12 protein-coding genes are annotated in these 11,380 nt (G+C 69.1%); 2 read left to right on the forward strand and 10 right to left on the reverse strand.

The genetic code is table 11. The features are described from left to right. Positions 1-342: 342 nt before the first annotated feature. The 6 genes from VF522_RS17005 to VF522_RS17030 all read right to left on the reverse strand — a co-directional run bounded on the left by VF522_RS17005 (position 343) and on the right by VF522_RS17030 (position 4,681). Positions 343-939, reverse strand: a complete 597-nt coding sequence (locus tag VF522_RS17005; RefSeq protein WP_330909485.1) for a DUF1080 domain-containing protein — start codon at positions 937-939, stop codon at positions 343-345. Positions 940-1,014: 75 nt separating this feature from the next. Further along, the gene (locus tag VF522_RS17010; protein ID WP_330909486.1) at positions 1,015-1,350 is read right to left on the reverse strand and encodes a hypothetical protein; all 336 of its coding nucleotides are present in this window, start codon (positions 1,348-1,350) and stop codon (positions 1,015-1,017) included. Between the two features lie 5 nt (positions 1,351-1,355). Continuing rightward, complete coding sequence (gene rlmB / locus VF522_RS17015; protein WP_330909487.1) at positions 1,356-2,093, reverse strand: 23S rRNA (guanosine(2251)-2'-O)-methyltransferase RlmB; 738 nt, start codon at positions 2,091-2,093, stop codon at positions 1,356-1,358. Between the two features lie 34 nt (positions 2,094-2,127). Further along, positions 2,128-3,105 (reverse strand): tripartite tricarboxylate transporter substrate binding protein, encoded by a 978-nt coding sequence (locus tag VF522_RS17020; protein WP_330909488.1) that lies wholly within the window; start codon positions 3,103-3,105, stop codon positions 2,128-2,130. 14 nt (positions 3,106-3,119) lie between these two features. Next, positions 3,120-3,953, reverse strand: a complete 834-nt coding sequence (locus VF522_RS17025) for a TauD/TfdA dioxygenase family protein (RefSeq protein WP_330909489.1) — start codon at positions 3,951-3,953, stop codon at positions 3,120-3,122. A 50-nt stretch (positions 3,954-4,003) separates the two neighbouring features. Then, positions 4,004-4,681: an ABC transporter ATP-binding protein gene (locus VF522_RS17030; RefSeq protein WP_330909490.1), complete on the reverse strand. Its 678-nt coding sequence runs from the start codon at positions 4,679-4,681 to the stop codon at positions 4,004-4,006. Between VF522_RS17030 and VF522_RS17035 the strand changes: the two genes are divergently transcribed. Beyond that, a complete protein-coding gene (locus VF522_RS17035; protein ID WP_330909491.1) occupies positions 4,680-5,330 on the forward strand; it encodes an arylesterase in 651 nt (216 codons plus the stop codon). The genes VF522_RS17030 and VF522_RS17035 overlap by 2 nt on opposite strands. After that, positions 5,327-6,382, forward strand: a complete 1,056-nt coding sequence (gene mnmH, locus VF522_RS17040) for a tRNA 2-selenouridine(34) synthase MnmH (protein WP_330909492.1) — start codon at positions 5,327-5,329, stop codon at positions 6,380-6,382. The genes VF522_RS17035 and mnmH overlap by 4 nt, the downstream gene beginning before the upstream one ends. Before the next feature lie 39 nt (positions 6,383-6,421). Here the strand turns inward: mnmH and VF522_RS17045 are convergent, their stop codons facing one another. From VF522_RS17045 to VF522_RS17060, 4 genes are all read right to left on the reverse strand, one after another. Then, the gene (locus tag VF522_RS17045) at positions 6,422-7,630 is read right to left on the reverse strand and encodes a PLP-dependent transferase (RefSeq protein ID WP_330909493.1); all 1,209 of its coding nucleotides are present in this window, start codon (positions 7,628-7,630) and stop codon (positions 6,422-6,424) included. Between the two features lie 126 nt (positions 7,631-7,756). Then, complete coding sequence (locus VF522_RS17050; RefSeq protein WP_330909494.1) at positions 7,757-8,281, reverse strand: phosphoribosyltransferase; 525 nt, start codon at positions 8,279-8,281, stop codon at positions 7,757-7,759. A gap of 15 nt (positions 8,282-8,296) precedes the next feature. Further along, positions 8,297-9,628: an adenylosuccinate synthase gene (locus VF522_RS17055; RefSeq protein WP_330909495.1), complete on the reverse strand. Its 1,332-nt coding sequence runs from the start codon at positions 9,626-9,628 to the stop codon at positions 8,297-8,299. 32 nt (positions 9,629-9,660) lie between these two features. Further along, positions 9,661-10,824: an ATP phosphoribosyltransferase regulatory subunit gene (locus VF522_RS17060; RefSeq protein WP_330909496.1), complete on the reverse strand. Its 1,164-nt coding sequence runs from the start codon at positions 10,822-10,824 to the stop codon at positions 9,661-9,663. Positions 10,825-11,380: the final 556 nt, after the last annotated feature.

Raw genomic sequence — 11,380 nt, forward strand, 5'->3', positions numbered from 1 at the left:
CGGCCCAGCGGGGTTACGAGAGCGCGTAGCGCGTATCGAGCCGCGCGTACGTTTCTGACTCGCGACACCGGTGTCTGAGCGGAGTGTTTGCCCGTGCGCGGGCAAACACGCAGCGAGTTCGGCCGCGGGGGCCGCCTGCCCGGTTCTCGCAGGTTTGCCGAGCGCCGCAGGCGCGAAGGACGCCATGCCAGCGCGACCCCGGTCCCGCCCGCACGGGGGCTGGCAGCCGGCGCGATGCGAAAAAGCGGGAAACGGCGCAGCCGCTTCAAAATACAAGAAGCTCTGGATCCCCGCCTGCGCGGGGATGACGCAGAGGCCGCCTCCGCGCCGATGACGAAACTTTCACAGCGGCTTGATCTCCACCTTCCGCCACTTGATCGTCCCGCGCCCCCACTGCAGGGCGACCGGGCCGCTGGCGAGCTTCCGGTCGTGCACGTCCACCGTCTTCTGCCCATTGAGCACCACCACCAGGTGGTCGCCCTGCGCGGTGATGTCGTAGGTGTTCCACTTGCCGCCGGCCTTGGGCGCGGGGTTCGGGACCGGCGCGACCTTCACGATGGCGCCGGTGGCGTAGGTCGGATCCGGGCGCTGGTCGAAGATGTTGGCTTCGTAGCAGTTCTCGTCGGTGATGCGGTTCGGTTCCTGGCAGCGCAGGAAGATGCCGCTGTTCGCATCGTCGCTCGCCCAGAATTCGGCGCGGATCGCGAAGTCGCGGTACGCCTGCCGCGTCACCAGGTAGCCGGGATCCTTCCCGCCACTGGACGCCTGGATCGCGCCGTCGGCGGCCACCCAGTTCGCGTCGCCCACGCGGTTGAAGTTGTCCAGGCCGCGGGTGCCCTCGATCAGCGTCGTCCAGCCGCCGCCCATCATCGAGTCCATGGCGGCGCAACCCGCCAGGACGGCCGTCACGGCCAGGGCGGACATCGTTTTCTTCAACATGTTGCCTCCTTGTGTGCAGCGCGACCACCGCGCCCCGCGATCTTGGGTGCGCGGCGGCCGGCGCGCAAGGAGGCCTTACCGGGGGTTCTCGAAGAAGACGTAGTTGCCGAAGCCGCCCACCTCGAAGTACACCTTCTTCTCGCCGGGATCGGCGACGAAGTTCAGGTTCTCGTCGAGCACGCCGTACCCGTAGCGGTAGATGCGCGGCTCGTTGTCGCTGGTGCCGATGGCGGTACTGAGCTTGTCGACGCGCACGAAGCGGCGCACCAGCTTGTCGCCGGCGTAGAGCTCCAGCACGCCGTTGGTGCCGGTCCAGTTCTGGATGCCGCGTCCCAGCTGGTTCTGCTGCTCCTGCGTGCAGCCGGCGAGGGCCAGGGCCGCCGCGAGGGCGAAGACTCGTGTTTGTCGCATGGTGTTCAAGCCTGCCGCTGCCGCACCGCTTCGTAGAGGCAGATGCCGCTCGCCACCGAGACGTTGAGGCTCTCGACCGCGCCCAGCATGGGGATCGATGCCAGCCCGTCGCAGGTCTTGCGCGTGAGCTGGCGCAGGCCGGTGCCTTCGGCGCCCAGCACGAGGGCCGTGGGGCCCTTCAGGTCCGTCTGGTACAGGGACGCGGTCGCCTCGTCGCTCAGGCCGGTGCACCAGATGCTGCGTTCCTTCAGCTCGCCCAGCGTGCGCGCGAGGTTGGTCACCATGAAGTACGGCACCGTCTCGGCGGCGCCGCTCGCCACCTTGGCCACGGTCGCGTTGATGCCCACCGCATGGTCCTTGGGCGCGATCACCGCGTGCGCGCCGGCGCCGTCGGCCACGCGCAGGCAGGCGCCCAGGTTGTGCGGGTCGGTCACGCCATCGAGCACCAGCAGCAGCGGCGGCACGGCGAGCGCGTCCAGCAGGTCGTCGAGCGAGTTGCTGGCCTGCAGCGCCTCCACGCGCGCGACCACGCCCTGGTGGCCGGCACTGCCCGCCAGCTTGGACAGCCGCAGGCCGTCGGCCTCGATCGTCCTCAGCCCGGCCTCCTGCACCTTCTGCAGGAACTGGCGCATGCGCGCGTCCTTGCGCGCGCTGTCGACGTAGATCTCGAGGATGGATTTCGGCGAGGTGCGCAGGCGCACCCCCACCGCATGGAAACCGAACAGCACTTTGGGAGAGGACATCCCGGGATTATCCCGTGCCCTCCGCCCGCGGGGCTCAGTCGATCTTGGCGCCCGACGTCTTCACCACCTGCGACCACTTGTGGATGTCTTCCTGCAGGATGCGGGCGAACTGCTCCGGCGTGGTCGCGTAGGGGTCGGCGCCGGCCCCGGCGAACTTCTCCAGCGTGTCCTTGTCGCGCAGTACCTCGGCGACGTCGGCGTTGATCTTGCGCACCACGGCGGCCGGCGTGCCGGCGGGCGCCAGCAGGCCGAACCAGGGGCTGATCTCGAAGCCGGCGTAACCGGCCTCGCCGAGCGTCGGCACGTTCGGGAACGCCGGCGAACGCCGCGGCCCGGTGATCGCCAGCGCCCGCACCTTGTCCGAGCGGATGTGGCCCGCCACCGAAGGCAGGCTGCTGAACGTCATCTGGATCTGGCCGGCGATGGTGTCGGTGAGCGCGCCCGCCGCACCCTTGTACGGCACGTGGACCAGCTTGATGCCCTGGCTCTGGTTCATCATCTCGCCGAGCAGGTGGTTCAGCGAACCGTTGCCGGCGGACCCGAAGTTGACCGGGCCGGTGTTCGCCTTCGCATAGGCCACGAGTTCGGCCACGCTCTTTGGCGGAAAGGTCTGGTTCACCACCAGCGCGAACGGCACCGTGGCCAGCGTCGCGACCGTGACGAAGTCCTTGTACGGGTCGTAGGGCAGCGACTTGTACAGGCTGCCGTTGATCGCCTGCGTGCCCACGTAACTCATGAGCAGCGTGTAGCCGTCCGCCGGCGACTTGGCGACGTGGTCGGTACCGACGTTGCCACCGGCGCCGGCCTTGTTCTCGACGACCACCGGCTGGCCCCATTTTTCGGCGAGCTTCTGGCCCACGATGCGGGCCAGCGCGTCGGAGGCGCCGCCCGGCGTCTGCGGCACGACGATCTTGACGGGCTTGTTCGGCCAGGACTGGGCGGAGGCGGGTGCGGCGGCGAAGGTGGCGATGGCTGCGGCGAAGGCGGCGATGAAGCGGGAACGGGTCAGCATGGGTCCTCGATGATTCAGCGCGGCGTGTCGCCGGCCAGGGTGATGCGGTGCATGAGGCGGCGATGACCGTGGTAGTCGTTCACGGGGTTGTGCTGCACGCAGCGGTTGTCCCAGAACGCCAGCGAGCCCGCGCGCCAGCCGAAGCGGCAGGTGAATTCGGGCTTCACCTGGTGCCGGTGGAGGAATTGCAGCAGCGGCGCGCTCTCCTCCTCCGTCATGCCCTCGAAGCGCACGGTGTGCGCGACGTTCACGTACAGCGCCTTGCGGCCGGTCTCGGGATGCGTGCGCACCACCGGGTGCGTGGCGGTGTAGTCCTTCCTGGCGTCGGCGCGGCCGTCGGAGGCGATGCGGTCCTCGCGGGTCTTGGACACGTCGGCCTTCGCCGAACTGCTGATCGCCTTCAGGGGCGCCAGCAGCTGGCGCATGCCTTCGGACAGCGCCTCGTAGGCCGCGTACTGGCTGGCGAACAGCGTGTCGCCGCCGTAGGGCGGCACCTCGCGCGCCAGCAGCATCGAGCCCATGGGCGGCTGTTCGAGGTAGGTGGTGTCCGAATGCCAGATGCCGCCGAAGTTGGTCCGCTCGTGCTCCAGCTTCTTCACCTCGATGATCACGGGATGGCCTTCGAGACCCTTCACGAAGGGATATTCGACCGGCTGCCCCATGGCTTTCGCGAAGGCGAGGAACTGCTCGGACGTGAGTTGCTGGTCGCGGAAGAACACGACCTGGTGCTCGAGGAACACCTGGCGGATCTGCGCGGCGAGGGATTCGGTGAGGCCGGCGGCGAGGTCGACGCCGAGGATCTCGGCGCCGAGCGCGCCGGCGAGTCGCTGGATCTGGTACTGCGGCATGGTGCCGCCATGCTAAAGGGGACGCCGGCCGCGGTGCATGTGGGAATCCCTCAGGCGGGTTCCAGCACCCGGCCCGCCTCGATCGTGATCCGGCGCTGGCAGCGTTCGGCGATGGCGCGGTCGTGCGTCACCAGGACGAGCGTCGTGCCCAGCTCCTGGTTCAGGTCGAACATCAACTGCATCACGGTCTCGCCGGTGGCGAAGTCCAGGCTGCCCGTGGGCTCGTCGGCCAGCAGCACGGCCGGCTGCACCACGAAGGCCCGTGCCAGGGCCACCCGCTGCTGCTCGCCGCCGGACAGCACCCGCGGGTAATGGCCGAGCCGCTCGCCCAGGCCCACGCGGGCCAGCATCTCGCCGGCGGCCTTGCGCGCGTCGCGCCGGCCGGCCAGTTCCAGCGGCAGCATCACGTTCTCCAGCGCGGTCAGGTTGCCCATGAGCTGGAAGCTCTGGAACACGAAGCCCACCTTGTGGGCCCGCAGTTCCGCCCGCGCATCCTCGTCGAGGGCGAACAGGTCCTGGCCGGCCAGGCGCACGGTGCCGCGCGTGGGCGTGTCGAGGCCGGCGATGATCGACAGCAGCGTGCTCTTGCCCGATCCTGACGCCCCCACGATGGCGGCAGTCTCCCTCGGCGACAGTGCGAAATCGATATCGCGGAGAATGTCGAGCGTCCCGGTGGAATCGGTGACGGACTTGTGGATGTGTTCGACGGAGATGATGGATTCGGGCATGCAGCTGGTGACGTGGTCGCGGCGTGACTTTATCGTGGCTTCATTGGCCGCGTCTTGTGGCGCCGCCCGGGCGGCAGCCGGCGGCAGCCCGCCGGTGATCCTCGTGGTGGGCGACTCCCTGAGCGCGGAGTATGGCCTCAAGCGCGGGACGGGCTGGGTCGCCCTGCTCGATCAGCGGCTCGCGAAGCAGAAGCTCGCGGCCAGGGTGGTCAACGCCAGCATCAGCGGCGACACCACCTCCGGCGGCCGCGCGCGCCTGGGCGCCCTGCTGCAGCAGCACAAGCCCACTCACGTGGTGATCGAGCTCGGTGGCAACGACGCCCTGCGCGGCCTGCCCCTGGCGATGACCGAAGACAACCTGGCGAAGATGACCGAGGCGGCACAGAAGGCCGGCGCGCGCGTGCTGCTGGTGGGCATGCAGGTGCCGCCCAACTACGGCACCGATTACGCCAACCGCTTCTCGGGGCTGTTCGCCAGGGTCGCGAAGCAGTACAAGACCGGCTTCGTGCCTTTCCTCCTGCAAGGGGTCGCCGACGGGCCTGACCCCATGAAGCTGTTCCAGGCCGACCGCATCCACCCCCGGGAGGAGGCGCACCCGATGATGCTGGACAACGTCTGGCCCGAGCTGAGGAAGCTGCTGCCGAAATGAGCCTCAATACCTTGCCCGCCGCTGTCGCGATGGAGCGCCTCGCGAGCTTCGATGCGGTGATCGACGCGCGCAGCGAATCGGAATACGCCGAGGACCACCTGCCCGGTGCAGTGAACTGGCCCGTGCTCGACGACGCCGAGCGCGCCGAGGTCGGCACCACCTACAAGCAGGTCAGCCCGTTCGAGGCGCGCAAGCGCGGCGCCGCCCTGGTGGCGGCGAACATCGCGCGCCACATCGAGCAGCAGGTCGGCGACAAGCCCAGGAACTGGCAACCGCTCGTGTATTGCTGGCGCGGCGGGCAGCGCAGCGGCTCGCTCGCCCTGGTGCTGGGGCAGATCGGTTTCCGCGTCAGCCTCGTCGAGGGCGGCTACAAGGCGTTCCGCACCGCGCTGCTGGCCGCGATGCCGCGCGTGGTGGCCCGGCTGCAGTACCGCGTGGTCTGCGGCCCCACCGGCTCGGGCAAGACGCGCCTGCTGCAGGCCCTGGAAGCGGCCGGCGCGCAGGTGCTGGACCTCGAGGCACTGGCCAGCCACCGCAGTTCGGTGCTGGGACTGATTCCCGGGCAGCCGCAGCCGAGCCAGAAGCGCTTCGACACGCTGGTGTGGGAGAAGCTGCGCAGCTTCCAGCCTTCGCGTCCGGTGTATGTCGAGAGCGAAAGCCGCAAGGTCGGCAACCTCGCCGTGCCCGAGCCGCTCATGGGCGCGATGCGCGCGAGTCCCTGCCTGCGGCTGGACCTGCCGGACGACGAGCGCGTGCAGTTGCTGCTGGAGGACTACGCGTTCTTCCGCCGCGATCCGAAGTTCTTCTCCGAGCGGCTGGAGGCGCTGGCGCAGCTGCGCGGGCGCGAACAGGTGAATGCGTGGCAGGAGCAGGTGCACGCGGGGAACATCGAGTCGGTCGTGCGCGAGCTGCTGGTGAAGCACTACGACCCGGGCTATGCGTCGTCGACGCGGCGCAATTTCATGGGCTTCGGCGACGCCGAGGCGATCGCGCCCAGGGACCGGACGCCCGAGGCGATGGCGGCGGTGGCGAAGGGCTTGGTGGCGGGTTGACGGGGGAGCGCCGGGGTTTCGCTGCGCTCCACCGCCAGCCTACATGGCCTCCAGCGCCTGCGCCAGGTCCGCCTGCAGGTCCGCCGGATCTTCCAGCCCGACGGAGAACCGCACCAGGATCCCCTCGTGCGTCCAGGTTCCGAGCTTGGCATTGCGCATGCCCGGGATGTCGTAGGGAACCACGAGGCTCACCGGCCCGCCCCACGAATAACCCAGCTTGAACAGCTTCAGCGCATCGCAGAACGCATCGACCTGCGCCTGCGCGAAACGTTCGTGGAACACGATCGAGAACAGGCCCGCGGCCAGGCCGTCCTCGCCGCACAGGGCACGCCAGTGCTCGTGCCCGGGCGACCCGGCGAAGGCGGGATGCAGCAGCTGCGCGACCTCGGGCCGCGACCGCAGCCAGGCGGCAAGTAGACGCGCCGACCGGTCGTGCGCCTCGTAGCGCACCAGCATGCTGGGCAGCGAGCGCAGCACCGCTTCCGCATCGTTGCCGCCCACGCCCCAGCCCAGGCGCATGTGCGTCAGCTTCAGGCGGTGGTGCAGCGCCTCGTCCCGCGTGACGATGCTGCCCATGAGGACATCGCCGCCGCCGCTCGGGTACTTGGTGAGGGCCTGCACCACGATGTCGGCGCCGCTGCCCGGCGTGAAGCGCTCGCCGCGGCCGAAGTCGAAGCCGTTGAAGGCGAGGCCCGCGCCCCAGGTGTTGTCCAGCGCCGTCGTGACTCCGCGTTGCCGGCAGATGTGCGCCAGGTGCGCGACGGGCGGGAACTCCATCGTCACCGAGCCCGGCGCCTCCAGCCACACGAGGCGCGTCTGCGGGCCGATGCGCGCTTCCAGGTCCGCCGGCTTCATCGGGTCGTACAGCTGGTAGCGCACGCCGAAGTTCTTCAGCTCGCCCTCGGCGAGGTTCTTCGACGGCCCGTAGATGTTGTCCGGCAGCAGGACCTCGTCGCCGGCCTTCAGCAGCGAGAAGCACACGTTGGCGATCGCCGCCAGGCCGCTGGGCACCAGGATGCAGTGCCGGCCGCCTTCCAGCGCCGCGATGCGTTCCTCCAGCGTGAAGGTGGTCGGCGTGCCGTGCAGCCCGTAGGTGTAGCCGCTCTTGTGCCGCCAGTCGCGCGCCCGCATGGCGGCGACATTGGGGAAGACGATGGTGGAAGCCTTGTAGACGCCAGGCTGCGGCGAACGGAAGCCGGCGGGCGGCTCGTAGCCGTGGTGGATGAGGTCGGTGACGGGGGTCGTCATGCGGGGATGGTAACGGTCCCCGTCATCCCCGCGCAGGCGGGGATCCAGTGCGTCCAAAAGAAAAGCGGCGCGATGCGCCGCTTCCTCGAAAGCCCTGGGCCCCCGCCTGCGCGGGGGTGACGGAGCCTAGACCTTCCACTTCTCCAGCAGCTTCTCCGGCCGCGTCGTGTCGTAGCTCTCGAACGGCTGGTGGATCCACGGGTTCGTCGGCAGGAATTCCACCGAGTAGTCGGCGTTGAACTTCGACAGCCCCTTGGTCCACAGCACCGCGGTGCGCAGCTCGGTGACCTTCTGGTACTTGCTGCGCAGCATCTCCACGACCCGCTGCAGCGTCAGGCCCGAGTCGGCCAGGTCGTCGACCAGCAGCACCTTGCCCGCGATCTCGCCGCGGGGCGTGGTGATGTAGTGCGCGATGTCCAGGTGGCCCTGCACCGTGCCGGACTCGGCGCGGTAGGAGCTCGTCGACATGATCGCCAGCGGCTTGTCGAAGATGCGCGAGAGGATGTCGCCGGGACGCATGCCGCCGCGGGCCAGGCACAGGATGGTGTCGAACTCCCAGCCGGACTGGTGGATCCGGATCGCCAGCTTCTCGCAGAGGTTGTGGTACTCGTCGTAACTGACGTACAGGTGCTTGCCGTCTTCCGTCAACATCGTTCGTGTTCCTTCTCAGTCGGCCAGGTAGGGATGGCGCATCATGATCGTGTGGTCGCGATCCGGGCTGGTCGAGATGATGTCGACCGGCACGCCCGTGACCTGCTCGATGCGCTGCAGGTACAGGCGCGCGTTCACCGGCAGCCTGTCGAACTGCGTCACGCCCACCGTCGAATCGGTCCAGCCCTCCATCGTCTCGTACACCGGCTTGCAGCGCGCGATCTCGTCGGCGCCCAGCGGCAGGATGTCGATGTGTTCGCCATCGAGCTCGTAGCCGGTGCAAAGCTGCAGCTCCTCGAGGCCGTCCAGCACGTCCAGCTTGGTGATGCACAGGCCCGACAGGCCGTTGACCTGCGCGCTGCGCTTCAGCAGCGCCGCATCGAACCAGCCGCAGCGGCGCGAGCGGCCGGTGGTCACGCCCTTCTCGGCGCCGACCGTCGAGAGGTGGTAACCCACCGTGCCGGGCGTCTCCCAATCGAGTTCCGTCGGGAAGGGGCCGCCGCCCACGCGCGTGCAATAGGCCTTGGTGATGCCCAGGATGTAGTGCAGCATGCCCGGGCCGACGCCGGCGCCGGCGGCCGCATTGCCCGCCACGCAGTTGCTCGAAGTGACGTACGGGTAGGTGCCGTGGTCCACGTCCAGCAGCGTGCCCTGCGCGCCTTCGAACAGCAGGTTGTCGCCGTGGATGTGGGCCTCGTTCAGCTCGCGCGAGACGTCGGCCATCATCGGGCGGATCTGCTCGCCCTGCCGCAGCGCCTCGTCCAGCACCTGCTGGAAGTCGAGCGCCTGCGCGCCGAGGTAGTTGGTCAGCACGAAGTTGTGCAGGTCCAGCACTTCCTTCAGCTTCGCGGCGAAGCGCTGGGGATCCTTCAGGTCCTGCACGCGCAGCGCGCGGCGGGCGATCTTGTCCTCGTAGGCGGGACCGATGCCGCGGCCGGTGGTGCCGATCTTCTCGGTGCCGCCCTGCTCCCGCTTGACTTCACGCGCGATGTCCAGCGCCGCGTGGAACGGCAGGATCAGCGGGCAGGCCTCGCTGATGCGCAGGCGCGAACGCACCTCCACGCCGGCCTTCTCCAGGCCCTCGATCTCCTCCAGCAGCTTGGCCGGGGACAGCACCACGCCGTTGCCGATGTAGCACTTCACGCCCGGGCGCATGATGCCGCTGGGGATCAGGTGCAGCGCGGTCTTCACGCCGTTGATCACCAGCGTGTGGCCGGCGTTGTGGCCGCCCTGGAAACGCACCACCCCCTGGGCCATTTCGGTCAGCCAGTCGACCAGCTTGCCCTTGCCTTCGTCGCCCCACTGGGTGCCGACCACGACCACGTTGCGGCCCTTCGTCTTCGTCATGACTTCGCTCTTGCAGGAAAAATGATTCGGGATCAGAGGGCCCGCACGGCCCAGCGGCCGGCGGCATCGCGGGCCAGTTCGCGGTCGCAGTGGAACTCGTCCACTTCGCTTTCGTGGCCCGGCAGCACGCAGACCACGGTCTCGCCTTCACGGCGCAGCGCCGCGATCGCGGCACGCAGTTCGGTCGCGTCGGGACCGGCATCCAGCCAGGGCGCGCGGATCGCAGCCTTGAGGGAACGCTGCGCGGCCACGCCGACCAGCTCCTTCACGTCGAGGCTGAAGCCCACGGCCGGACGGTTGCGGCCGAACACGGCGCCCACCTCGTCGTAGCGGCCGCCGCGCACCAGCGCGTCGCTGGCCCCCGGCGTGTAGATGCCGAAGCGCACGCCGCTGTAATACGCGTAGCCGCGCAGGTCGGCGAGATCGAAGCGGATGCGGGCGCCGCCCACGTGGCTTCCGAGCCAGCGCAGGTGCTCCAGCGCCTGCTGCGTCAGCTGCGATTTCGGCAGGATCCTGGCGGCCTCGTCCAGCACCTTTGCATCGCCATACAGGTCGACCAGCGCCAGCAGGCCTTCGCGCGCGGTGGCGGGGAAGTCCCTGGTGAGCGACTGCAGCTCGGTCGCATCCTTGGTGGCGAGCGCGGCGTGCACCTGTTCCAGCTGCGAGGGCGTGACCGCGATCCCCGTCAGCAGGGAACGCACGATGCGGGCATCGGCCATGTCCACCGTCAGCGCCTCGACCTTGGTCGCCTTCAGGCAATCCAGCGCCAGCAGCAGCACCTCGAGGTCCGCTTCGAGGCCGGCGTGGCCGTAGATCTCGGCGCCGAACTGCAGCGGCTCGCGCGTGGCATGGGGACGGTCGGGGCGGGTGTGCAGCACGGGGCCGCAGTAGCACAGGCGCGTGACGCCCTGGCGATTGAGCAGGTGCGCGTCGATGCGCGCCACCTGCGGCGTGGAGTCCGCGCGCAGGCCCAGCGTGCGGCCGGAGAGCTGGTCCACCAGCTTGAAGGTCTGCAGCTCCAGCGCCTCGCCGGTGCCCGTGAGCAGCGATTCCAGGTGCTCCAGCAGCGGCGGCATCACCAGCTCGTAGCCGTAGCCACGAGCGGTGTCCAGCAATTCGCGACGCAGTTCTTCGATGTGCCGGGCCTCGGAAGGCAACACATCGGCGATGTGATCCGGCAGGACCCAGGCGGACATGGAATGCGGGGGCTGTTAAAAACGTGATTCTACCGGGGTAGGGGAATGGCTGACCTGGGGTGGTCATTCGAGCCTCGGCGGGCTTGCCGCATTCAATGACAGAGTGCGTCGCGTCAGGCGGCGAAAGCTTTGCTCGATCGAGCAAGTCGTGATCCCTGTAGGGTGGGCAAGCCTTGCTTGCCCACCATGACGGCCCGCGGGAAACGGTGGGCAAGCAAGCTTGCCCACCCTACGCACAACGCCAGGATCCATGGCGGTGGTGATGGCCGCGCACCAATGCGCTACCGCCCTGCCCTGCTGCCGGCCCCCGTGCGGGCGGGGCCGGGGTCGCGCATGAAGGCATGGCGCCTGCGAGGACCGGGCAGGCGGCCCAGCGCGGCTACGAGAGCGCGTAGCGCGTATCGAGCCGCGCGTACGTTCCTGGCTCGCGACACCGGTGTTTGAGCGGAGTGTTTGGCCGCACGCGGGCAAACACGCAGCGAGTTCGGTCGCGGGGGCCGCCTGCCCGGGCCTCGCAGGTTTGCCGAAGCGCCGCAGGCGCGAAGGACGCCATGCC

The sequence above is a fragment of the Ramlibacter sp. genome, assembly GCF_036383835.1.
GTDB lineage: Bacteria > Pseudomonadota > Gammaproteobacteria > Burkholderiales > Burkholderiaceae_C > Ramlibacter.

Bases quoted from the DNA above. Each gene is read 5' to 3' on its own strand.
- VF522_RS17005 (WP_330909485.1), bottom strand. From the start codon at position 939: ATGTTGAAGAAAACGATGTCCGCCCTGGCCGTGACGGCCGTCCTGGCG.
- rlmB (WP_330909487.1), bottom strand. From the start codon at position 2,093: ATGTCCTCTCCCAAAGTGCTGTTCGGTTTCCATGCGGTGGGGGTGCGC.
- VF522_RS17030 (WP_330909490.1), bottom strand. From the start codon at position 4,681: ATGCCCGAATCCATCATCTCCGTCGAACACATCCACAAGTCCGTCACC.
- VF522_RS17010 (WP_330909486.1), bottom strand. From the start codon at position 1,350: ATGCGACAAACACGAGTCTTCGCCCTCGCGGCGGCCCTGGCCCTCGCC.
- VF522_RS17055 (WP_330909495.1), bottom strand. From the start codon at position 9,628: ATGACGAAGACGAAGGGCCGCAACGTGGTCGTGGTCGGCACCCAGTGG.
- VF522_RS17050 (WP_330909494.1), bottom strand. From the start codon at position 8,281: ATGTTGACGGAAGACGGCAAGCACCTGTACGTCAGTTACGACGAGTAC.
- VF522_RS17020 (WP_330909488.1), bottom strand. From the start codon at position 3,105: ATGCTGACCCGTTCCCGCTTCATCGCCGCCTTCGCCGCAGCCATCGCC.
- VF522_RS17045 (WP_330909493.1), bottom strand. From the start codon at position 7,630: ATGACGACCCCCGTCACCGACCTCATCCACCACGGCTACGAGCCGCCC.
- VF522_RS17035 (WP_330909491.1), top strand. From the start codon at position 4,680: ATGCAGCTGGTGACGTGGTCGCGGCGTGACTTTATCGTGGCTTCATTG.
- VF522_RS17060 (WP_330909496.1), bottom strand. From the start codon at position 10,824: ATGTCCGCCTGGGTCCTGCCGGATCACATCGCCGATGTGTTGCCTTCC.
- VF522_RS17025 (WP_330909489.1), bottom strand. From the start codon at position 3,953: ATGCCGCAGTACCAGATCCAGCGACTCGCCGGCGCGCTCGGCGCCGAG.
- mnmH (WP_330909492.1), top strand. From the start codon at position 5,327: ATGAGCCTCAATACCTTGCCCGCCGCTGTCGCGATGGAGCGCCTCGCG.